At 57.9% G+C, this 23926-nt stretch carries 19 protein-coding genes; 6 read left to right on the forward strand and 13 right to left on the reverse strand.

From position 1 onward, the window contains the following. Window positions 1-158 precede the first annotated feature (158 nt). Window positions 159-1250 carry a potassium channel family protein gene (locus RISK_RS25055; protein WP_236696679.1) on the forward strand — a complete coding sequence of 364 codons (1092 nt, stop codon included), beginning with the start codon at window positions 159-161 and terminating at the stop codon, window positions 1248-1250. A gap of 30 nt (window positions 1251-1280) precedes the next feature. Here the strand turns inward: RISK_RS25055 and larB are convergent, their stop codons facing one another. After that, a complete protein-coding gene (gene larB, locus RISK_RS25060) occupies window positions 1281-2141 on the reverse strand; it encodes a nickel pincer cofactor biosynthesis protein LarB (RefSeq protein ID WP_047817075.1) in 861 nt (286 codons plus the stop codon). Between the two features lie 123 nt (window positions 2142-2264). Between larB and RISK_RS25065 the strand changes: the two genes are divergently transcribed. Then, entirely contained in the window at window positions 2265-3479 is a 1215-nt protein-coding gene (locus tag RISK_RS25065; protein ID WP_047817076.1) for an argininosuccinate synthase, read from the forward strand. A gap of 147 nt (window positions 3480-3626) precedes the next feature. Here the strand turns inward: RISK_RS25065 and RISK_RS25070 are convergent, their stop codons facing one another. Further along, window positions 3627-4550, reverse strand: coding sequence for a DUF1559 family PulG-like putative transporter (locus RISK_RS25070; RefSeq protein WP_047817077.1), 924 nt, complete (start codon window positions 4548-4550; stop codon window positions 3627-3629). Window positions 4551-4642: 92 nt separating this feature from the next. Here RISK_RS25070 and dtd point away from each other — a divergent pair, with 92 nt between their 5' ends. Beyond that, a complete protein-coding gene (gene dtd, locus RISK_RS25075) occupies window positions 4643-5080 on the forward strand; it encodes a D-aminoacyl-tRNA deacylase (protein WP_047817141.1) in 438 nt (145 codons plus the stop codon). A 47-nt stretch (window positions 5081-5127) separates the two neighbouring features. Here dtd and RISK_RS25080 read toward each other — a convergent pair whose 3' ends face one another. Next, a complete protein-coding gene (locus RISK_RS25080) occupies window positions 5128-6342 on the reverse strand; it encodes a metal-dependent hydrolase (protein ID WP_315852666.1) in 1215 nt (404 codons plus the stop codon). Here RISK_RS25080 and RISK_RS25085 point away from each other — a divergent pair. Then, window positions 6341-7153: a CvpA family protein gene (locus RISK_RS25085; protein WP_047817078.1), complete on the forward strand. Its 813-nt coding sequence runs from the start codon at window positions 6341-6343 to the stop codon at window positions 7151-7153. The genes RISK_RS25080 and RISK_RS25085 overlap by 2 nt on opposite strands. A gap of 328 nt (window positions 7154-7481) precedes the next feature. Here RISK_RS25085 and RISK_RS25090 read toward each other — a convergent pair whose 3' ends face one another. From RISK_RS25090 to RISK_RS25130, 9 genes are all read right to left on the reverse strand, one after another. Continuing rightward, a complete protein-coding gene (locus RISK_RS25090; RefSeq protein ID WP_047817079.1) occupies window positions 7482-8441 on the reverse strand; it encodes an acetyl-CoA carboxylase carboxyltransferase subunit alpha in 960 nt (319 codons plus the stop codon). 3 nt (window positions 8442-8444) lie between these two features. Then, window positions 8445-9389 carry a serine/threonine-protein kinase gene (locus RISK_RS25095; protein WP_047817080.1) on the reverse strand — a complete coding sequence of 315 codons (945 nt, stop codon included), beginning with the start codon at window positions 9387-9389 and terminating at the stop codon, window positions 8445-8447. 379 nt (window positions 9390-9768) lie between these two features. After that, the gene (locus tag RISK_RS25100; protein WP_047817081.1) at window positions 9769-11049 is read right to left on the reverse strand and encodes a glycosyltransferase family 4 protein; all 1281 of its coding nucleotides are present in this window, start codon (window positions 11047-11049) and stop codon (window positions 9769-9771) included. A gap of 8 nt (window positions 11050-11057) precedes the next feature. Continuing rightward, the gene (locus RISK_RS25105; protein WP_047817082.1) at window positions 11058-11876 is read right to left on the reverse strand and encodes a FliA/WhiG family RNA polymerase sigma factor; all 819 of its coding nucleotides are present in this window, start codon (window positions 11874-11876) and stop codon (window positions 11058-11060) included. Between the two features lie 121 nt (window positions 11877-11997). After that, window positions 11998-12267, reverse strand: a complete 270-nt coding sequence (locus tag RISK_RS25110) for a hypothetical protein (RefSeq protein ID WP_236696683.1) — start codon at window positions 12265-12267, stop codon at window positions 11998-12000. A 178-nt stretch (window positions 12268-12445) separates the two neighbouring features. After that, window positions 12446-13783, reverse strand: coding sequence for a flagellar biosynthesis protein FlhF (gene flhF / locus RISK_RS25115; protein WP_047817083.1), 1338 nt, complete (start codon window positions 13781-13783; stop codon window positions 12446-12448). Continuing rightward, window positions 13783-15834: a flagellar biosynthesis protein FlhA gene (gene flhA, locus RISK_RS25120; protein WP_047817144.1), complete on the reverse strand. Its 2052-nt coding sequence runs from the start codon at window positions 15832-15834 to the stop codon at window positions 13783-13785. The genes flhF and flhA overlap by 1 nt, the downstream gene beginning before the upstream one ends. 161 nt (window positions 15835-15995) lie before the next feature. Further along, a complete protein-coding gene (locus RISK_RS25125) occupies window positions 15996-16898 on the reverse strand; it encodes a hypothetical protein (RefSeq protein WP_047817084.1) in 903 nt (300 codons plus the stop codon). A gap of 99 nt (window positions 16899-16997) precedes the next feature. Further along, window positions 16998-19130, reverse strand: coding sequence for a serine/threonine-protein kinase (locus tag RISK_RS25130; protein WP_047817145.1), 2133 nt, complete (start codon window positions 19128-19130; stop codon window positions 16998-17000). A 345-nt stretch (window positions 19131-19475) separates the two neighbouring features. On the opposite strand from RISK_RS25130, the gene RISK_RS25135 reads away from it, so the two are divergent. Both RISK_RS25135 and queC read left to right on the forward strand, forming a co-directional pair. Further along, window positions 19476-20441, forward strand: coding sequence for a 3'-5' exoribonuclease YhaM family protein (locus tag RISK_RS25135; protein ID WP_083435167.1), 966 nt, complete (start codon window positions 19476-19478; stop codon window positions 20439-20441). After that, a complete protein-coding gene (queC, locus tag RISK_RS25140; RefSeq protein WP_047817085.1) occupies window positions 20438-21175 on the forward strand; it encodes a 7-cyano-7-deazaguanine synthase QueC in 738 nt (245 codons plus the stop codon). The genes RISK_RS25135 and queC overlap by 4 nt, the downstream gene beginning before the upstream one ends. 646 nt (window positions 21176-21821) lie before the next feature. On the opposite strand, the gene RISK_RS25145 is transcribed toward queC, so the two are convergent. Beyond that, a complete protein-coding gene (locus RISK_RS25145; protein WP_047817086.1) occupies window positions 21822-23885 on the reverse strand; it encodes a hypothetical protein in 2064 nt (687 codons plus the stop codon). Window positions 23886-23926: the final 41 nt, after the last annotated feature.

The following is a 23926-nucleotide window of genomic DNA, read 5'->3' on the forward strand; positions in this document are numbered from 1 at the left end:
GGGATTGTCGATCGTGGCAGGCAGATGAAGATCAAGGTATCAATCAGAGAGTCAACAATGCAAACGACGTGCAATGACCGAGCGGTTCAAGGGATCCAAGTTCACGCTGCCGTTTGGGCTGACGTCGCCGTCACCACCGCCAGTTCACTGGACTCGTGATGCCCGCTCGATCGCCACCTCTGTTTGCCATGCCGCCCACCCCGCTTCGCCGAATCCTGCTTGGCCTGGCCGTGTTTCTGACGATCTGCGCCGTCGCGATCATTGCCTACGTGCAAATGGGCTGGACGCTCAGCGACGCGATTTACATGGTCGTGATCACGATCTTTGGTGTCGGCTACAGTGAAGTCAAACCAGTCGACACCCCCGCCTTGAGAACCCTGACCATCGCGATCATCGTTCTGGGATACGGCGCGGCCATCTACACCGTCGGCGGATTCATTCAGTTTTTGGTCGATGGCGAACTCCAAAGTCTCCTTAGGAATCGAAAAATGAGCCAAGGCATTGCCAGTCTTCGAGGGCACACGATCGTGTGCGGCTTCGGACGAATGGGCGTTCGTGTTGCCGAAGAACTTCAACAACTTCACCAGCCGTTTGTGGTGGTCGATGAAAGCACATCGCGAGTCGAACAAGCCCAACAGGCTGGGATGCTGGCCATGGTCGGCAACGCCACGGACGAGGACACGCTGCTGGCCGCCGGCATTCGTCACGCGCGAGGTTTGGCCACGTTGCTGCCCGACGATGCCGCCAACGCGTTCATTTGTGTGACAGCGAGAGATCTCGCCGACACGGTCGAGATCGTTTCGCGAGCCGAAAACCATTCGGCTCAAAAGAAACTGATCCGCTGTGGAGCCAACCATGTTGTGATGGCGGCGACAATCGGTGCCATGCGAGCCACTCAGTTGCTCGTTCGTCCGACAGCCTCCGCCGTGCTCGAATCGTATGGGCTCTCGCACGGGATCAGCGAAGAGCTTTCCGCGATCGGATTGAGCCTGGAAGAACTGGAACTGACCGCCCACTCACCCTTGGTTGGCAAACCGCTGGGTGACATCCAAGTTCGCGGCAACCGAGGTTTTTTGATCGTCGGTGTCAAACGGGACGAAGCTCCGATTCAGATGAATCCCAGCGGCAGCTTGATCTTGAAAGCCAAAGACATCGTGATCGTGGTCGGCCATCAAAACGACATTGCGGAACTGTGCTTGGCTCACAAGGTGCAACGGCACGAGATCCTTTATCGCGGGGTCAAAGCCTGACCGGCGCCAACGATCAGGACGCCTGCTTCGTCACTTTGCTTCGGAAGATTCGTCCGCGGGCGAAGTTTCCGCTTTGGCATTCGCGATTCCACTGGCGATCAAACCGGCCAAGTAGCCGCCTTTGAAGCCCGCGTCGATGTTGACCACCGCCACATTCGCGGCACACGACGTCAGCATTCCCATCAACGGGGTCAGCCCGGCGAAATTGGCTCCGTACCCCGTGCTGGCGGGCACGGCGATGACCGGTGTTGCCACGTGACCTGCCAGTGCGGCGGGCAGGGCACCTTCCATCCCCGCGACCACCACAATGGCAGCTGCGGATCGCAATCGAGGGACCGCGGCCAGCAATCGCTGCGGCCCCGCGACACCGATGTCATCAATCCGTTCGCAGGCAATTCCCATCCAAGCCAAGGTCTCGGCGGCCTCTTCGGCCACGCCTGCATCCGTGCTGCCAGCGGTGACGACAGCGACGTGAGTCGAGTGACCTTCGATGCCAATCGGCTCCAAACTCTCGTCCCCACAGCCGATTCGCAGCGTGTGAGCGGCGGGGTTGTACCGCGTGTTTTCAAACACTCGCCGCAACTGAGCCGCCGCGGTCGCATCAATTCGTGTGATCAAGCACCCTTGGCCGACTGCGATCTGAATTTGCACGATCTGAGTCATCAGATCGGTTGATTTGCCTTCTCCATAAATCACTTCACCAAAACCACAGCGAGCTTGGCGGCCCAAATCCACGGTCGCGCCGGGCAAGGTTTGCATCTCGGCGGAGGCCCCCAGTGAACACGCCTGGATCGATTCCACGGCGGATTCCACGTTGGTTTGCCCCGCTGCGAGGTCCTGCAAAATCTGAAGCAGGGCAGGGGAGGGCGGCTGATTGGAGGGTGGGTTCATAGCGTTCTGCTTGACTTTCCGGCCAGGATCCTTCTGACCGTCCTTGCGTGTTTCGCACCGGACAACTTAAATGCGAGACCTTCAAACATAGCCGATTCCCCCGCATTTGGATGCAGATCTGAGATGAAAAGTTGTGTGCTAGCCTATTCCGGTGGTCTCGATACGTCCGTCATTCTGGGCTGGCTCCAGGACCAAGGCTACGAAGTCCACTGCGTCTACGTGGATCTTGGACAGCCCTGTGAAGACCGCGACGCCATCATGGAGAAGGCTCGCACCTGCGGGGCCAAGTCGTCTCGTTTGGTCGACGTCCGGGAAGAACTGTGCCGTGATTTTGCGTTCCCCGTGTTGGCATGGCAAGCCAAGTACGAGCAAATCTATCTGCTGGGCACCTCGATCGCTCGCCCCCTGATCAGCAAGGTTTGCCTGGAAGTCGCTCGCGAAGTCGGTGCGACCGCCTACGCTCACGGAGCAACCGGCAAGGGCAACGACCAATGCCGTTTCCAACTGGCAGCCGAAGCGCTCGACCCAAACATCGAGATGATCGCCCCTTGGCGAATCAAATCGTTCCGCGACGCCTTCCCAGGCCGCACCGAACTGATCGAGTACTGCGACGTCAAACGAATTCCCGTCAAAGCCTCGACCGCGAAACCGTACAGCAGTGACGAAAACGTCCTGCACATTTCCTATGAAGCCGGCCAACTGGAAGAACTCGACGTCAACGGCGTTGAGCTGGTTGAATTCGGCATGGGCGTTTCGCCACAAGCTGCTCCTGACAAACCAGAAGAAGTCACAATCGGCTTCGAATCCGGTGTGCCAAAGACGCTGAATGGAAACGCCGTCAACGCCTTGGAAATGGTTGAGCAACTCAACGACATTGCGGGCCGCAATGGCGTTGGCCGGATCGACATGGTGGAAAACCGATTCGTCGGCATGAAGAGCCGTGGCGTCTATGAGTCGCCCGGCATGACTGTGTTGTACGATGCGTTGATGTACATCGAACAACTCACCATGGACCGCGACCTGATGCACCTTCGCGACCGCATGGCACCCGAAGTCGCCGAATTGGTTTACTACGGTTTTTGGTACACACCCAAGATGGACGCGTTGCTGTCGTTCATCGAAACGGCGCAGCGTCCCGTGACCGGCGAAGTCACGCTGCAACTCTACAAAGGCAACATCATGGTGTCTTCGCGAACCAGCCCGAACAGCTTGTACGACGAAGAAATCGCGACCATGGAAGGCGGCGGCACGTACAACCAAGACGACGCCGAAGGGTTCTTGCGAATCCAAGGGTTGCCTTCGCGAGTCCAGGGCCGCGTTTCACCACGCAAGTTCTGATTCACTGACCAACCGACTCAAGCGGCCGCGAAAGCCGCTGCCAATCAACGCCGACGGCGAGGTTCATCCCTCGCCGTTTTTCGTTGACCATCGACTCCTGCTGGCGGCGTGTTCGCGTTCCATGACGCCGACAGGCAGGTCAAGCGATCAACGTTCCGCCGATGCCCATTCGTCCAGCACGTCATCTGGCAACGGTTCGCCTCCCGCAGGCGAAATCAACGCTTGAACCGTCAGCGGTGGAGTCGTTTCGGGCAAGAAGTACCCATTGCCTTCCACGGTCACGACGCAAACACCGCCTTCCGTGGCCCCGCCCAGGCCTTTTCCTGAAGGCGGGTTGATCGCGCCGCCAATCGAAGCCACATCCAGATCGTAGGGTTCCATCCACGACTGGGTCATTGATTGCATCTGGCCCTCGACCAGCAAGATTGTCTTGGTGGCTCCATCCGTCGCTTGTCTTGGCCCGAGTGGTCCGGTGCTCGGGAACAGCGTTCCCGAACCGGTCACCAAATGATAGACGGTGCCGGTGCCCCAACCGCTGCTCTCAGGATGCCGGTAGACGGTCGGCGTTTGACTGTAAATCATCGCTTGGTTTTCCCCTTCATTCCAAGCCACCTCTTTGTCGATCTGATTGAACAGAGCGTCTTCATCCAAGTAGGGCAGGATCGTCACTCGCCACGAGTGCAACTTCCGCCCGGCCCCGTCCGTTGTGTACGGGGCAGGGTAGACCCCATGGTCAGTGGCGTACGCATTCAGAGCGGAAGCGATCTTTTCCATGTTCTTGATGCTGCTCAGCCGTTGACGGCCCGTGCGAATTTTCGTGGCCGTCCGACTGCCAACCTGAATCGCAGCGATCAGCCCGGCCCCGATGAGCAACAACGCCAATCCGGCGGCAACAAACCAGATGGCCGACTTTTTTCGCTTCCCAGGCCGATTCGCTTGCGATCGCACTCCAGCGAAATCAGGCATCGTGATTTCACGCCCGCAAACGACGCAGTCGCCCGTGCGTCCGCTGAACTCATCTTCCACCTCAGTTTGCGACTGGCAGTGTGGGCAAGTGAACAGAAACGTCATACGATCCTTTCCAGCAATTCAATGATGCACCGCGTGTGCGTCCAGCCACCAATTTAGACCATCTCGCCACGACCTGGATCACGAACCACCCCATGAAAATTGTTTTGCAGCGGAGTCAACAAGCCAGCGTTTCAGTGGATGGCGAAATTGTCGGACAAATCGAGCGTGGATTGGTGGCCTTGATCGGGATCGGCCACGACGACACCGAGGCCACCGCGTCCGCCTTGGCGGACAAGACCGCTGGCCTGCGAATCTTCTCCGACGAAAGCGGAAAGATGAATCGCAATGTGCTCGACGCCGGTGGCGACGTGCTCGCGATCAGCCAATTCACCTTGCTGGCTGATTGCCGCAAGGGACGCCGCCCCGCATTCACGGACGCCGCGCCTCCCGGCCAAGCCAAAGCTCTCTACGAGCACTACGTCCAAGAACTTCGGAAGACTGGAATGTCTGTCCCCTGTGGAATCTTCGCCGCCGACATGGCCGTTTCACTCACTAACGACGGCCCTGTCACAATCATCCTGGAACTCTGAGGAAGATAACCGGCAGGACTCGTGGCCTCGTCCACTACGAAAGCCTCTCAACGTCGGGGCAGGGCAGTGGGCCAATGGGGGCGAGCCACCTGCTGTCCCATTCCTGGCTGAGTCACGTCCGGCTCAATCGCCCCCGGCTGAGCCTGAGACGGCCATCCAAAGTTCGACGGTGATTCCTGTGGCGAAGTGATGCGGGGCTGCCACTGCGGCGGCTCGCGAGACTCCCAGGGCGCAAACAACGACGGACTGGTGTAGTCCGGATTGATCTCGTCCTGACTGGGAACGGCGTAGCGATCATTGTCCATTCGGACGCGTTGCCGCAACCGATCCAGAATCTCATGGTCCCCCCAGGCCAAGTACATGAACAACCCGAGTTGGCCCCAAACAAAAATGTTGGCGAGCGGGCTGCTTCCGAAAAACTTGAGCGCCGTGCCGAATGACTTCTTCACCCGCATGGATCCCCGGCTGAAATCCAACGCCCAGATTTCGTCCAAAATCAAATGGGTCATGAACCCAACAATCACGGCACTTGACTTGTAGACTCGAATCGCTTCGCTGGGACAAGGCATCAGCATGTACGCGATCAGCCCCGCGACCAGAGCCGCCGGAATGCTGTGCCACATCCCACGGTGAACGGTGAATTTCCGGAACCCTTCCACCGCGACGAACCGAATCGCGACATACACAATCATGGCCGCCAGCGCCATCGCTTCGTGGGTCAGCCCCATGTCACGCCATCGATCGATCATCAGCATCGGCACGACCGCGGACAGAAACATGGTCGTTTCACGAAGCGGCACGCCTGAGTCGCTGTCCAAATCCGGCAACATCCCCGACACACTGCACAGCCCGCCGGCCAACAGCGCACTCTCCATCGACATCCCTTGATCGACCACGCCCCAATATCCATAGGCGCACCCGACAACGGTGCTCGTCGAGATGTGGGTTTTGAAACCAGCCAATGAAACGCGAACAGATTGAGAGACAACGGGCAGGGAAGGGCGGTCCGAACAAATTTCGAGCACGACCGCCCACCACGCCGCGAGGGCGGAGCAGGGCGGTGGCGCACCGAGAACCATTGCCGTTACCAAATCCGAGCTCCCGCCCGCCACCGGAAAAATTCGCCACGCCAACCGAGCCTCCGATCTCGGCGATCGCTCCGAAAACCACCGCCAAAAAAATTGCTGTTCGCCCTGCCCCTTCGCTTTTGCTACAAGCGTCAAAACGGTTCGGATCCGTTGCAGCGATGAAAGTGCGCTCATGCAGACTTACGACATTCTGATGACAATCATCTTGGTCGGCGCAACCCTCTTGGGCGCGATCCGTGGATTTGCATGGCAACTCGCCTCAATCGCTTCCATCGTTGTCAGCTACGCCGTCGCGTATCACTATCGCGAACCGTTCAGCCAGAACATTCATGCAGCGGCGCCGTGGAATCAATTCCTGGCAATGTTCATCCTGTTCGTCGGAACCTCTTTCGTGATCTGGGTCGCACTGCGGATGGTCAGCGGAATGATCGACCGAATGCGTCTGAAAGAATTTGACCGTCAAGTCGGAGCCCTGTTTGGACTCGCCAAAGGAGCCCTGCTGTGCACGATCATCACGCTCTTCGCGGTCACGCTGTTTGGTGAACGAATTCAACACGCAATTGTCGCCAGCGAGAGCGGCCGACTGATCGCCCGCGTGCTCGCCGAGTCCAACTCGATCATGCCGCCGGAACTGCGGAGCGTCGTCCAACCGTACCTGGAACAATTTGGGGAGGAGCAACTCGGCGACCAACCGGATTCAGCCGAACCTTGGCTCTCGCAATCCCAGACGCCAGCGAACATCAATCCGAATGTCGACCCAAATTGGCTCCAGCCGAACGCTCAACCAGCGAACCACTTCCGACCACAAAACGGCTTCCAACAAGCCCAGCAAAATGCGACTCCCAATGGCCTGAGATCGCAGTCATCATTTGGCGGTTTCGGTGGCACAACCACACCGGCCATCGACTCGGCCGCGGGCCCGCAACAGCAGGCTCCGACATGGCGGCAATCCGCAACGCCGCAGTGGCAAACGCCGCGTCGTTGATCGCCCGAAGTGACGACCGACCGGCCAGCGAAAGCGATCGCGATCAAGCAACCGCGACGATCGCGAATGCTCGGGGCGGGGCATGCCCGAGATCGCCGGGGCCCCAGCCATCTCCAACGTCACGAAACCAAACCCCAGATGCAGAAAACGCCTGAAACACGGGTTTTACACACCTCGAATACAACATAAGGGGCATTATCGGACGTTGCGGGGCGGTCGAAATCCACCCTGATTCCCCGTGCCGATCACATCTGCGTCCGCCCGTCCCAGCCAACATCCCGTCACCGAGACGTTCGCTCGGCGACCGAAACTTCCGCTCGCGTCGGCCTCAGTTCTCTTCCAAGAAGACGCCGAGCCGACGGAACTTTTCGTAGCGTTGCTGGAGCATCTGATCGACCGGCATCGCTTCCAATTCAGACAACTGACGCGACAGATAAGTCTTCATCCGAGTCGCCATTTGATGGTGGTCACGATGAGCGCCACCGAGCGGTTCTTCGAGCACATCATCGACGACGCCCAAACGCAACAAATGGTCGCTCGTGAACCGCAGCGCCGCGGCCGCTTTGGGTGCGTGTTCGTGACTCTTCCACAGAATCCCGGCACAGCCTTCCGGGCTGATGACGCTGTAGTAAGCGTGCTGCAAAACCGCGACTCGATCGCCGACGCCGATTCCGAGAGCACCACCGGATCCACCTTCGCCGATCACGACGCAGATCACCGGGGTCTTCAGGTCGCTCATCATGAACATGCTCTCTGCGATCACTTGAGCCTGGCCGCGTTCCTCGGCACCGATCCCTGGATAGGCTCCGGGCGTGTCAATAAAACAAATGACCGGCAAGCGATATTTCTCGGCCATTTTCATTTTCACCATGGCCTTGCGATAACCTTCCGGATGAGCGCAACCAAAGTGACAAGCCGCACGTTCCTTGTAAGTCCTTCCTTTTTGGTGACCGATCACCATCACCTTGAATCGATCCAACTTCGCGAAACCGGACAGCATCGCGCGGTCGTCGCCAAAGTGTTTGTCACCGTGCAATTCGACAAATTCGTCAAACGCTAAGTTGAGGTAATCACGCGTGTAAGGCCGGTTCTTATGACGAGCCACTTGGACCGTTTGCCACGGATCCAGCGATGAGTACGTCTCTTTCAATTTGGCAACACGAGCCAAACGCAACGATCGAATCGCTGAGTCAATTTCTTCACTGCGATCGGTGTTCCGTTCTAGCGAAGCGATTTGCTCCTCCAGATCCGCGATCTCGTTTTCAAATTCCAATCCGGGTCCGGCCATCGCTCAGTTTTCCTCTTCTTCGTCGCTGGTAGGTTCGGGGCGTTTGATCATGTCCTCAGCGGATTTCATGGAACCGTCTTCGTCGAAGACGGTCACCTCCGGCCGACGAGGACGCTTCCGCCAAACTTCGATGTTGCGGAAGACTTTCAAGAACTCCCACACCGATTCCGGCCGGGCGTCGGGCGACTTCGCCATCATGCTTTTGACCAAGTCCGCAAAGTCCTTGGTCACGTTGTCGTTGTAGACAATCGGGCTGGGGATCGAAGCGGACAGGTGCTTCGACAACAAATCGTTGGGAGTCTGCCCGGTGTAAGGCGGCTTGCCTGTGCAGGCTTCGAAGAGCACACATCCAAACGAATAGATGTCGCTGCGTTCGTCACACAACTTCCCGCGAATTTGTTCGGGAGGCATGTAACTGCGTGTGCCTTGGATGTTCTTGGCCTTGTAGAACATCTTGCTCAAACCGGTTCGCTTCCGTTCGGTGATCGTGAAGTCAATCAGCTTGGTCTCACCGGTATGCGAAACCAGATAATTGTCTGGTTTGATATCGCGGTGAATCCAGTTCTTCGTGTGCATGTAGTAGAGGCCTTCGGCGGCTTGCTCGATGACTTTGTCGAGCATGTAGGCCAGGGAGTCAGGCCCCTTGCGAAGCGCCTGCTTCATGTTCATTTCACTGAACAATTCCAGCACCAAGAATGGCCGCCCGTTCTCGACGCGGTGATCGATCATTTTGATGATCCGCGGGCTGTTGAGCGTTTTGCCGACGTTGTATTCGTGCTTGAGCGACGCCAGCTCGGCTTTGTCGTTCGACATCGACTGCCGCAAAATCTTGAGCGCGTATCGCTTCTGGTCCCCTTCATCAATCGCTTCCCAAACTTCAGCGGTCGATCCGATGCGGATCAAACGAGCGAGTCGATAAGGGCCTAGAAAGTCGCGTGATTTGGACATCGAGCGGCTGGGGCATTGTCGGAAACGGGACCATCGAGTTGAACGATCAAAACGATTTTGTGGCTTGGCATGATAGTCCAACGGGCCCCACAGCCGAAAGACGTGTGCCGGACACCCCAAGCCCCCCGGGTGGCAGTCGAGATCCCGCCCGGAGCGAAGCCGTCAGCGCATGCGAGGCCAAGAAAATCTGCACCGCCCTGCCCTTCCCCGCCTTTTCACTTCGAATTCAGCGGGCGGCAACCCCCAACAGAAGGCCGATCACTGGGCGGCAAGTGGTCTGCCACGACTTATTCTGAGGGTAGTGGACGAGGCGACGAATCCTGAACTGGCGTCAAATCCAAGGACTCGTCGCCTCGTCCACTACGATCAACCCTCACTTTTAGCTGTGACAGACCGTTCGCAATTCCGAATACAGCTCGCGAATTCGGCGGGTCATCGTTTCGTGCCGGAAGACATCGGTGAATCGAGCCTGGCCCTCCCGCCCCATCCGCTGACGAAGTTCGGCGTCGCCAACCAAGCGGATCATCCGATCCGCCAAGTCATCGACCTGCCCTGCCCCAACCAGATATCCCGTTTGGTCGTCGATCACGACTTCACGAGCCCCGTCGATGTCGTAGCTGATTGCCGGACGCCCGGCGATCAGGGCCTGCGGAAGAGCTCGTGCCAAACCTTCTCGGTAAGAAGCGTGAACCAAGATGTCCATCGCACCGATCATGGCGGGCACCTCCGAAGGAGGCACCAAACCGGTGAAAATGAAGTGCTCTTTCAATCCCAGTGACTCAATCTGCTGTTCGAGTTCAGCACGCAGGATGCCGTCTCCGACCAGCAGAAACCGCACGTTGGGATAGCGGTCCGCGACGCGTTTGGCGGCGGAAATCAGATCGACGTGGCCTTTCAGATGAAACAGGCGAGCGATCTTGCCCACCACCACATGTTCCGCTCCCAAACCATACTTCTGTCGCACCGTTTCTCGATGATCCACCGCGTGAACGAACGGGTCGACATTCATGCCACTGTGAATCGTCACAAATTTCTGGCGTGGAGCGACACCCGCATCCACCATCAAGTCCGTCATCGCATCGGCGACCGAGATCAGTTTGTGACAACGTGATGCGGCCCAGCGTTCACAACCCACGAAGAAATCATGAGCCGGCCTGGACTGGTAATCATGAAAGGGCGCGCCATGGACCGTGTGAACGACCACCGGGCGTTTGCCAGTGGACCTTCGCTTCAGGCCCCATCCCACATGCCTGCCAAGCAAGCCGCCTTTGGCACTGTGTGTGTGAACGACATCGGGATCAAACGCCAACAACGTTCGCCGCAAATCACGAGCGGCACGCCAATCGTTGACAGGATGAATCGCACGCCGCAAGGAATCGAGCAGCTCGATTGGCAGCCCGTCCAGTTCAAACCGCCCTGCCCTGCCCTCTGCATCAACCCCAGGCCGGTCAACCCCAGGCCGGTCAACACCAGACCGGTCAACGGCGACCGCACCAGAGCGAACGCGAGCGGCCAACAAGTCACCTTCAGGACCAACGGCGGGCCCCGTCACGAGCAAGACCTCGTCCCCATGAAGGTGAACGAGGTCCTGGCAGTTGTGCAGCGTGTTCTCTTGCGCACCGCCAATGATCATTCGGGTGATCACATGAGCGATACGCATGAAAGGTTTTAAGCCCCGAACTCAAGGCGACGAACGCCGAGTTGCTGTTGCAAACGATTGACGATGGCAGTGTGCATTTGGCTGACGCGAGATTCCGACAGGTCCAAGGTGGCCCCGATCTCTTTCATCGTCAGTTCTTCGTAGTAGTACAGGATGATGATCAGACGTTCGTTGCGATTCAACCCTTTGGTGACCAAACGCATCAGATCGTTTTTCTGAACGCGGCGGGTGGGATCTTCGCCCTTCTTGTCTTCCAAGATGTCAATTTCACGGACGTCTTTGTAGCTGTCCGTTTCGTACCACTTCTTGTTCAGCGAGACGACGCCGACGGCGTTGGCTTCGCTTTGCATCTTTTCCACTTCCTTGATGTCGATCTCCATGTGAGCCGACAACTCTTGGACGGTCGGTGCACGACCGAAACGAGCTTCCAAGGTCTTGGTGGCGGTGGCCAACTTGCTCGCTTTGCTGCGAACCAAGCGTGGCACCCAGTCCATTTTGCGAAGTTCGTCGAGCATCGCTCCACGAATCCGCGGCACGCAGAACGTCTCGAACTTCACACCGCGTTCGGTGTCGTAAGCATCGATGGCGTCCATCAAGCCGAACATGCCGGCGCTGATCAAGTCATCCAGCTCCACACCATCAGGCAATCGCTGCCAGATGCGTTCGCCGTTGTAGCGAACCAGTTGCATGTAGCGTTCGACCAACTGGTTCCGCAGCGGCTCATAGTCCGGCGAATCTTTGGTGGTGGATTTGAAAGAAGTCCATACCTTCAAGATCGGGTCGTCTGCAGTTGCGGTAGCCGGCATCGAATCCTCCGTGATGATCACTGATTGCTAACTTCGTCTGCCCAGCGAAAATTCGCTGCGTGTCGGTCACTAGCAATGAAATAAGTCTTGGTGTGTTTGAACGTGCGAGTCAATCAGCATCCGTGCCGTCAACGGTTCGCAGTCAATTGTCTTGGTCGTCGGCCTCTTCCAATGCTGATTTCTCAACACCTTCCTGAAACCACTTCACTCGCTTGCGATATAAGTCTTCCACTCCATCTCGAATCAACTGATCCGCGATGGCACCTGCCAAACCTCCGATGCCCATGAAAACGATCAAAGTTCCGATCGCTTCCGTTGCAACGTCTTCCGCCATCTCTCCCTGCCAAATCCCGCGAAGGACAACCAGTCCCATTGCGAATGAACCAAGCGAAAGAGCCAATGATCGGATCACGTCAGGGTCCAAACCATGGAGGCAGGCCACAAAATAAAAACAGGTCGATTTCTTCTATCCCAAACTCGTTAAACGGACACTTCAAAAAAAGTCTCAAGTGACTTTCGTCGATCGCGTGCCGTCACAGTTCAGAGTATCGGCCAACTTCTCATTCTTACTTCAGTCAAAATTCTTAAAATCAGGCCGCCTCGCCATAGGGCAAGGATTCGTACCCGTCCATTGTCTCAAAACCCATCTCCCCCAATCCAGCGGTAGGCATCTGTGGCAATAACTGTGCCACCAAGCCAGAGGCATCTGCCACGGCGATGTCATCCGGAACCTGCTGACCGTTGGTCAAATAGCTCAGTGGCGGCGCGACGCCACGATCACGCCCCGTCAATGCAGCTAACACAGCGGCAGTGCAAGGTGTCTCGTCCAGTTTCGTCAGCGTGACCGCGTTGGCTCGCACCGGGGCGAAACCTTCCAAACTCGTTCGGATGCTTTCACCCGAACTGGTCGCACTGAGAACCAAGTGTGTTTCGTCAGGGTGCGCCGCTCGCAAGAACTCGGAGAGCTGTTCGATCCGGGCGTCACTGCGGGGACTGCGTCCAGCCGTGTCGATCAAGACCAGGTCCACATCCCCCAACGCACTGAGCGCCGTTTCCATCTGTTCGGGTTTTTCAACGACCTGCATCGGCAGGTCCATGATCTCGGCGTAAGCCTTGAGTTGCTGGACCGCCGCGATTCGGTACGTGTCGATGGTCAGCAATCCCACGCGTCGGCGAGCTTCAATCCGAAACCCGGCCGCCAACTTGGCAACCGTCGTCGTCTTGCCAACGCCCGTCGGGCCGACCAACGCGACAATGTGCCGGTCACCGGGCTGAGTTCGAATCGGACCGCAAAGGTTCAACTCCCTCGCGACAGCGCGTTGCAAATGCTCCATCCAACGCTGGTCGTTCTGAACCGCGGACTCCGAATCGGCGATTCCGGCGGCGAAGCTGGACGCCGAAGCCATCCAACGGCGAGCCGTGGACTCCTCCACCCCAGCCTGCAACAACCGCAACGACAAGGAATCGGCCGGAGTCAGCTCCGAGGAGGAATACCCCGAACCATAAAAACCGCCCTGCCCTGCCTCGGATCCAGTCACGGAACCCGAGCGAAGTTGATGGGCTGCGTCAAATTTTTGATAGGTCGCTTCCGCTGGATTTCGACCGCCAGAGCCCCCTGGGATGCCAGTGGGTGAGGCACCGTAACCGGACGACGCTGCCACTGAATTCACAGAGCGAACATCCGCAGGCTGCAACGGCTCCTCCGCATAATTCGCGAGAACAGGATTGCCTGCGTTGTCGTTCATGGCCCCTTCAACAGGACCACCATGCAACCCCGCGGTGACTTCCACGTGAGTCCGGCCAAGCCAGCCCATCCAGCCATTGCGGACCTGCCGCGTATGAAGCACGGAAGCCTCCGGGCCCATTTGATTTCGGATGTCGGCAAGAGCCGCTTGCAGATTCGCTGCTCGAAAAGTTCTGATATGCATCAATCACTCACCACGCCGTGTGACTGGATTTTTGTGTCCTGTGTGATTTCGTTGTACGACAGCACACGAACGCGGGGCATGGAACCAGCAATGATCTGGCGAAGTCCGGGACGAATCCGCGGGCTGACCAAAATCACCGGGGTATGGCCCAGCGTGATTAGTTTCTTAACTGCTTGGGAGATTTTGTCGCAAGTCGAGTCCACCGCTTGTGGGCTCATCCGGACAAAAAGTCCTCGCTCGGTATGTTCGATTCCCGCCGCAATGCGATCTTCCATGGCCGGATCCAGGGCCACCACGTGCAGCTGGCCCATGTCATCCCGGTAGCGTGTGCTGATCGTGCGCGCCAAACGATGACGGACGTATTCGCTCAGCCAAATCGGATCCTTCGTTCGCCCTGCGTGATCGCCCAGCGTTTCCAAGATGATCGCCAATTGTCGAATCGGCACATCTTCGCGAAGCAGTGTTTGCAGGACCTGCTGAACGTCACTGATCTTCAACATCCCTGGGATCAGTTCGTCGACCACGGCCGGTGCAGCTGTCTTCAGTTCGTCGATCAAATGCTTCGTTGCGTCTCGATTCAACAATTCGTCCGCATGACGGCGCGCCAGCTCTTGCAAGTGAGTGGCCAAAACCGCCCCCGGTTCCACGGTCGTGTAGCCATAGATCGCGGCTTGTTCGCGACGGATCGGATCGATCCAAACGGCCGGTTCACCGAAGGTTGGATCCTTGGTCGGTTCACCATCGATGACGCCCGTGGTGTGGCCGCTGTCGATGGCCAACAAACGATCCGGCAACACGCGTTGTTTGGTCAGTGGGTTCCCAGCAATCCGAATCTCGTATTCGTAGTCATGCAAATTCATGTCGTCACGAATCCGGACCTTGGGAAGCACGACGCCAATGTCGCCTGCGATCGAGTGACGAACCCCCGTGATTCGCTGCATTAAATCGCCGCCACGGTTGGGATCCGCCAACGACAACAACCCCAAGCCAATCGCCAACTCCATCGGGTCGACGTTCAAGTAGTCTTCGACTCGTTTCTCAGCCGGTGCAGAAGCAGCGGCTTGCTCCGCCTCTTCAGCATCCAACTCGTCTCGTTCGTTTTGTTTGTTCTGGCGATTCATCACGACGGCCAACCCGATGCAACTTGCTCCCAAGGTTGCCATCGGAATCGCGGGCAAGTTGGTCAGGATCAACATCGATAGAAAGCCACCGGCGACCGCCAGTGCCTTTGGATTGCTGAACAACTGCTGCAAAAACTGCTCAGGCAAACTGGCTTTGCGAGCACTCCGCGTGACCAACAAACCAGCGGCCAGCGAGATCAGCAGCGCCGGCACCTGGCTGACCAGACCATCACCGATCGTCAGCTTGGTGAACAACTCCGCGGCCTCGGACACGGTCATGCCATATCGCATCACACCGATGTAGAGACCACCCGCCACGTTGACCAGCGTGATCACGATGCCAGCGATGGCATCCCCGCGGACAAACTTACTGGCACCATCCATCGCCCCATAAAAGTCAGCTTGGTTGGCGATTTCTTCGCGGCGACGTTGAGCTTCTTTTTCGTCGATCAAACCCGCGTTCATGTCCGCATCGATCGCCATCTGGCGACCTGGCATCCCATCCAACGCGAATCGGGCGGCGACTTCACTGATTCGAGTCGCACCCTTGGTGATCACGATGAACTGAATCAACACGATGATCACAAAGATAATGATCCCGATTTCAATCCGGTCCCCAGCGACAAACTCGCCAAAGCCCTGGATCACCCCGCCGGCGGCACCCCCGCTGCCGGATTCGGTGCTGGTCAAAATCAACCGCGTCGTGGCGACGTTGAGCACCAATCGAGCGAGCGTTGTGGCCAGCAGCAACGAGGGGAAAATGCTGAAATCAAGCGGCGTGGTGACGTAAACCGTGGTCAGCAACACAATCACACCAACGGTGATGTTGGTTGCCAGCAACAAGTCCATCAAGAACGGCGGCAATGGCACGAGGATCACCACCAAACACATGATGATGCCAATCGGCAAAACCAAATCTCGGTAGCGCATCAAGAACTGCATCGACGGTCGTTCCTCGGGCCTGAGCGAACTCATTTCATGGCGGCACCATCCCGGTGCCACCCCAGCCCGACGGTATCAGAACTTTTTTTTCGTCGAAAGTGAAGAATTCGGTTCAAGTCAGCCAGTTCCTCAGCCGACAGCGACCGTTCCTAAGCCTTGACCTGCAACCCAGCGAAGGCCTTTTGCAGCCCCAGTTTGCGAATCTCGGCCTGAATCGCTTCCGCGTCGGCGGCTTCCAAGGTCAGCGAGACCTCATCCGCCAACAACTGAGCGAACAGCGACCGCGCGACCGGCAATTGACGCTTCACTTCGGCGGCGGAAACACTTCGCTCGGCCAGTTCGGCAGTTCGCCCGGCAATGACCTCCGACGATTCGCCCGAGTGATCCGTCACCATCCGCAAGACATCATGGACCAAATCATGGGGGGGAACATTGGCTTCCGCGTTCGCAGAGGGGGCGTCCAAGGCAGCGTCCTCGGTCCGGTAGACTCGTGTCCGCTCGCGATGCTGCTCGCGTTCCAGTGCTCGCCAAGTCCGTTGCAGCAATCCGTCTCGCCAGTAGCTCAGCCATTGGCGTGATTCCGTTTTGGCGGATTCCAAATCCAACTCTCGCGGCGATTCGGGAGTCGCTCCTTCGCTGGACTTCTTCGCCTTGGATTCGATTTCCGACGCTCGGGCTTTGGCCGCCGAGCGAAGACCAAGGATCAGAAAATCTCTCAGGCGGCCTTTCGCATGCCCGGAGTATCCGGATTTGACCAAATGCGAAATCAAAATTGCCAGCGCCCGATCCGCATCGGACTCGCTGCCCAGCACATCGGTCAACAACCGCCGCATCGGTGGAAGGTAACGAAGCACAAACCCCGCCGCACTGCCCGCCCCCGTCCATGTTTGCCGAGATCGACTGAGCCGAACTTCTGACGAGGCACTCAACGCCGACGAACCGATCGAAGACGACGCCATATCGCCCGAATTGGCGGGGTTGGATTGCCCTTCACGTGACGACAATTCAGCGTCGGGCGAAGAACTGGGGTTGGAAACGGCCGGAGGATTCATCCCCGTATTCTAACTCAGTCGTGTCATCAAGTTGAAACGAACCTGCTCAAAACACCCCTCGTTCTCGCCCAATTCGGTTTCCTTCGGCAACCGCCGGCCTCAGAAACCAGGCTCGCTTGCCTCTGTTTTCCAGCGAACCGCCAATCCGGGTGCCAGTTCGGGCGATCGGTCTCGGGAATGAAAACGCGTGGGATCGTCCAACCAGCCTTCCTGCGACAACACCAAGGTCACGACTCCCGGCGACGAACGCAGAAAATCATCCAACGCCTTGGAAATGAAACGAATGCCGTCCGGTTGGTCCTTCAATCCTTCCCCCGAATTATTGAATTCCAGTTCCCCCAGCGGCACCAAACCCTCCATGCCCTCGCCCACTGGGCTGGTCTCAAACGTCAGGTGGCCTTCGCCGGATTCTTTCCAATCCAACGCTCCCGTCCCGTCTGGCGTCGGCAAATCCGACGGCCAACCGTGAACGGTGATTCGCCCCGCACCGGGGTGTGAATCGGGAGCCATGCTCAACAACAACGCCGAACGATCGATCCGCTCCAGCACGGAATTCACGGAATCGGATTCCATTCCTGAAGGCGGATCCAATTGCGAAAGGTCAAACCTCAGGAACGAGATCGCCCACACGTTGCCTTGTTCTTCGCCGGCACGATGCACGACCAGAGCGGGTTGTTTGCCAAAGTCCTCGGTGCTGCCGCGACTCACAAACGTGTCCGCTCCCTTTCCTGCTCGTGTGCGAATCGTGCCGAAACCCAACAGGTCTCCTGATCGCAAGTTCTCGATGACTTCGAATTGGGATGCGATCGAATTGACACTGGCACCCGCAGGCGATTGCAATTCAAAGATCACGTCAAATCGTTCCTGCGCCATGTTGGTGGTCAAAAACTGAATCTCGATCGACTGCGTCTCGCCAGGTGCCGGCAACTGCCTTGGCGAGAACGATCGCGGGAACGCGGGAGCTTTGCGTTTGAGCTGGCCTTCCTGTTGCAGATAGGTCGTGATGCGTGCGACCTGGCCGGCTTGCGAATACCGGACTCGCGGATCGGTCTCGGGCGACGCTGCCTGGTTGGTCAATTGAAGCCGGAACCGAGCCATCTGCCCCACCGGAACTTCGGGGTCGGAAATCACCTTGCCGGTCAGCTTCAATGCTCCCAATCCAGCGGCCAGCACAGCAGGAGCCTTCTCCGCAACCGACGCCACAGCCGTTTGTTTCTCCGGCGCGGCATCGCGAAGCGCCCACCACACACCACCGCCGATCAACGCGACGGCAGCCAGACCGCCAACCATGAGCAGCGACTTCGAGTTGCCGCCAACGGACTTGACCGCGGCATTCGAATTCGAATCGCCGGAGTCAGACACTCCACTGGATGCCCCGGCACCAGGGTCGATTTGAATTGCCAATTCGGCCCGTTGAGCGTTTTGCATCTCGTCGGAAACGGACCGCAATGCTTTGCGAAAATGTCCCGCGGTCTCGTATCGCTGCCCGGGTTCCTTGGACAACAACCTCATGATCAGCCGCTCAAGCGGTTCGGGCACTTCGACCGGAACACCGTCACGCTGTCGCTGCGATAGCGGCAACGGTTCGCGGCACAGAATATTGACGAGCTGGGTCGGGGTGTTGGGCGCCAACAACGGCACTTTGCCAGCAAACATTTCATACATCACCACGCCGAGTGAGTAGAGGTCGGTGCGTTCGTCGACCGTTTCATTGCGTGCCTGTTCAGGCGACAAGTACCCCGGCGTCCCAACAACGCTGTCGCCTTTGGCCAACCCTTGCACCGCCGATCCGCCGACCGCCAATCCGAAATCCAGAATTTTGACCCGTTCGCTGGGTGACTGAATCCACAAATTCGCGGGTTTGATATCCCGGTGAATGATCCCTCGGTCATGAGCCGCTTCCAGCCCCAAGGCGACTTGATCGGCGATCGAGATGATCTCTTCCGATGTGAATCGACGACCGGATTGCAGCAGCTGTTCCAGCGTTGCTCCCTGCAGCAATTCCATTGCCAAGAACGGCGTGCCATTGCGTTGACCGACTTCGAACAGCGTCGCCACATTGTCGTGGTGAACGGCGGCCATCGAGCGGGCTTCTTCGACGATCCGCTTGCGACTGTTCGGCGATTTCGCGAACCGCTGGTTCATCACCTTGAGCGCCACGGTGCGTTGCAACCGCGTGTCCTGGGCGCGATAGACGTGCCCCATGCCGCCGCTGCCCAACAACTCAATCACCCGGTAAGGGCCCAGTCGGCCCAATTCGTCCCCGGATTCTGGCGGATCCAGAAACTCGGGCAGGGAATCGGGTTCGGACGAGGAATCAGTCATGACATGCCGAGTTGCGGTGGAAATCCGATGAATCCCACTCGCCCCGGAGCGTTTTGCCGACCCAAATGTCGACTCGCCCACCCCGCCGAGCAGAATCCGACCTTGCAGGGTAAACACTGGCACATCGTGCAACAACTCTCCCCGCAGAAATCTGTCCCCATGGAATCCATGCCGGGTCTTGATACGATTGGCCGCTGAATACCGCCCTGCCCTGCTCCGAACATCTATTCGCCTTCTACCCGCGACGAGCCCGTGTCACGAACCGCTATCCAAGATTTGACCGACGGAATGACGTTGGCCCAGCCGTTCCAAGCCGCCGACAAACAACTGCGAGTCAATCGCCAGGGCGGCAAATACATCTTGCTGAAATTGTCGGATCGATCCGGCACGATCGTCGGGATGATGTGGAACGCTGACGAAACCACCTTTGATACGTTCGATCGTGGCGACTACATCCATTGCAGCGGCCGAACACAGGTCCACAACGGTTCCCTGCAAGTGATCCTCGCCGAGATCCAACGCATGGACCCAGCGGAAGTCGACCAGAGTGACTTTGACCGCTTCGACGCCAACCAAGCGGACAGCAATTTCGATCGCCTGCGAGAATTGCTGGCGACGATCTCGCAACCCGCTCTGCACGCCTTGGCTCAGTCCTACCTGAACGACGATTCGTTTGTTCAATCGTTTCGCCAGGCCGCGGCGGCGGTTTCCAACCATCACGCTTATCCTGGCGGACTGCTCGAACACACCGTCAACATGATGGAACTCGTCCGCCTGATTTCCCCGCGTTACGCCAAGGTCGACACCGACCTGTTGCTGATGGGCGCCTTCCTGCACGACCTAGGGAAGATCGATGAACTGCGTGCCAGCGGCGAGATCAGCTACACCGACCGTGGCCAATTGGTTGGGCACATCGTCATCGGCGTTCAGCGTCTGGGCGAAAAAATTGCCGAAACCGAAACCGCCACCGGCCAGAAGTTTTCCACCGGTCTGCGACACCAGTTGGAACACTTGGTCGTTAGCCACCACGGCGTGCTGGAATACGGCAGCCCCAAAATCCCAGTCACACTGGAAGCCGTCGCCCTGCACCACATCGACAACCTCGATGCCAAGCTGGCCTCGTATTCCTCAATCATCGATTCTGACATCGCCGCTGACGGGAACTGGACGAACTACACCCCCTCGATCGGACGCAAACTTTGGAAGGGCGACTCATGAACTCAATCTCGCAACCCAAAGACGAATCCGCCCAAGCGAATGCGGGACGTGCCGTGGTGCTGCTGTCCGGTGGACTGGATAGCGCCACCTGCGTCGCCATTGCTCGCGACCAAGGATTCGAAGTCCACGCGATCAGTTTCCGGTACGGCCAACGTCATGATGGCGAACTGGACCGCGCCGCCAAGCAAGCCAGTTTGATGAGCGTCGCGTCTCACCGCGTGATCGACATCGACTTGGCTCAACTTGGTGGATCCGCCCTGGTGGACTCGTCCATTGCCGTCCCCAAATCGGATCATGTCGACAAAATCGCGGGAGACATTCCAGTGACCTATGTCCCGGCCCGCAACACGATCTTTTTGTCCTACGCATTGGCGGTGGCCGAGACATTGGGTTCGCGAGACATCTTCATTGGTGTCAACGCCCTCGACTACAGCGGCTACCCGGATTGCCGTCCGGAGTTCATCGACGCGTTTCAAACGATGGCACGCCTGGCCACCAAAGCAGGTGTGGAAGACGAGCATTCGCTGACGATTCACACGCCACTGCTGCACTGGACCAAGGCTGAAATCATCCAGCGTGGAATTGAACTCGGCGTGGACTACTCGCAAACGCTGTCCTGTTACGACCCGCAAGGCAGCGGTGACGAAGCTCGCCCCTGCGGTCAGTGCGACGCGTGTTTGTTGAGAGCCAAAGGTTTCTCAGAAAACGAAATCGCTGATCCCGCAATCGGCTGAGACAACGATCCGGTTGCCCCGCCTCACATCGCAATCACGCCACATCGCCCCGGATGGGGCCGTCGTCCTTAGCTCGGGGCGGAAGCCCCGAGAACGAGTCGAAAAGAACAACAGGTCGCCCCGGACGGGGCCGTCGTGATCATTCCGGCATCGCCCAACAGCGTGACGCCAGCGGTTGATGTGAACTTGGATGCGACGAGGCTTGCCCGACGGAACAGTTGAGGACAACGGTTCTACTCTGGAGCGGTGCATTTCAACGCGGTCGCGATTCGTCGACCTCGCCCCGACTGAGGATGCAGCGAGTGAATTGCAAAGTGTTTCCGGCTCGGCAAGTCACGCGATTTCACCAATCAGCCATTGCCAATTTGCAATGTCCAGTTTGCAATTCGCAATCGTCCCGCCTCACATCGCAATCACGCCACATCGCCCCGGACGGGGCCGTCGTCCTTAGCTCGGGGCGGAAGCCCCGAGACCGAGTCGAAATGAACGACAGGTCGCCCCGGACGGGGCCGTCGTGGTCATTCCGGCATCGCCCAACAGCGTGACGCCAGCGGTTGATGTGAACTTGGATGCGACGAGGCTTGGCCGTGGAGGGCTTGCCCGACGGAACCGTTGAGGACAACGGTTGTACTCTCGCAGGTTTCGCTTACTTCAACAGGAATCCGTTGAGGTTCCAACCGTCTTTTGTGGTTTCGACGAAACCGAACGCGTTGCGGAAGTACTTCTCGACCTCACTGAACGCGGGCCATTTGCTCACGTTGAGACGCTCGATGGGCTCTTCCACTTCGGGCTCATCGCCTTCAAACATGCGACGAACCAACGAAGCCATGACCGAATCGCTGTTCTTCAGTTCGCCTTGGCGTTGCAATTCGTACTTCGCTCGCAGCGATTGACGCAGACGAACCACGCGTTGGAAGGCCACTTCATCGGCTCCCATTTCTCGGGTCAGTTTCAACAGGTCTTTGACTTCATCCAAGTCGGCTAACTTCTCGCCTTCCCCTGTTTGCATTCGCTTCGCCACATCGACCAACCATTCCACATGGCTGCTGAAGACCAGGTGTGCCTTCTTGGATCCCTTGCCGGCAGGCACCATCGCGATGGCCCAGGTGTTCAAGAGTGGGGTCTGTTGTTCATCGATCTCTTCCTCGAAGCCGAGGTCATCGAAGAACTCGTCATCCAGTTCGTCGTCGCCACTGCCGTGTTTGACTTGCCAAATTTCAACGCCGGGGACCGTGTCGACTTTGAAAACATCGGGCTCGACTTCCATCGCTTTGCGAACCGCGGTTCCAATTGCATTCGCATCGCGAACTTCAATGGCGACCAAGACGCGTTCCGAATCCACCGTCGCGGGCAGTGTGTTGTCGGTCAACAGCAACAGGTGTTCCGAGAGATTTGGCAACACGTTCTTTTCGATGTCGATCTGCGGTCCTTCTTCGTCGTCTCGGATGCCTTCGATGCTGGGCCGAAAGATCTCATTGTCAAAGGCTTCGTCGACCAAGGTCTCGAGCGCCCAAAACGCTTCTTCGATCTTCCAGTTCACCCGTGTGAGGCTGGCCGTGTTGGCGGGAACCCAAGCGGGGATTTCTTCCAGTGGCGTGTTGGGAAACTGCAAGATCCGAGCAGCCAAACGGTAGCGACTGGATTCTTCGGTGACGGGAGGAGCGTGCACATAACCTCGGTGCAGCAAGTCAAACTTGCCCTGCCCCACGACGGCAATTCCGCCAGCAGCTTGCACGGCGTCAAAACCTTGGTTCTCGAGCAAATTCAAAATACGAACTTTGTTGCCGCGGTCGACCTTGGCCACGTCGCGAATGATCCGGCCCATCGTCAGCGGTTTGACGAACCATTCGACTTGTGAACCTTCGGTTTCGATTTCGCTGCGAGAGAGAGCCTGTTTCCAAACGGTTCGCAACAACGGTGCTTTGTCCAAGGAATCTTCCCGGCCATCGTTTGAAATCGCGTCCAAGACTTCAAACACCACCGAATCGCGATCCGACGCGATCACACGATCCTGAGTCAGCGAAACCACCACCTGTTCGATCTTGAGCTGCCCGGGGCGAGTCTTGGGACTGTACACGCGAACGGTTTCGCCCGCGTGAGTGACATCGGCTCGAGTCGCGCCATCAGCCTTCAGATCTTGGTCCACTCGCTCCAAGACGGCTTCCGCTCCTGCGTGCTTCCCTCGAATGTCAGCCACGACACAAACCGAGGAGGGACGGCGGTTGTCATTTTCAAAGGGCAACCACACCGCGATCACTTCTCCGGTCGCAATTTCGTACAACTCTTTGGGACGCACACCAACCTTGTCGCCCAATTTTTCCCACACAGCGCCTTGGCTGCCAAAATTGGCATCGATCAGCGGCTTCATCGCAGGATCATCCGTGATGCCCGACAACGTTGTTTGCTGCCACGAATTGCACAGCACGGTCAGATCGGGAATCCGAACCACGCCCGCGGCCGTGTCGGGCAACAATTTCAATGCTGTCATCAAGACCGGCTTCGCGGCCCCCTGCCCTGCCCCGGCTGCTTTTGCAGGCACGGCGTCTTGAGCGAACGCATGCGATCCAAACAAACTCAACGCCAGAACGGCTGTCAATGCATGGAGCATCGCGACGCGGCGACCCCGTGGTCGACCGTCGAAGTTGCAAAAATATGTTCGTGTGAGATTGATCACTCGTTTGTCCGCCACTTGCACCCGTTGAAAATTCATTCAAGATCCGTCTGAAATCGTCGGAACCCATCCGAGCCCGC

The organism is Rhodopirellula islandica (genome assembly GCF_001027925.1).
GTDB classification, from domain to species: Bacteria; Planctomycetota; Planctomycetia; order Pirellulales; family Pirellulaceae; genus Rhodopirellula; species Rhodopirellula islandica.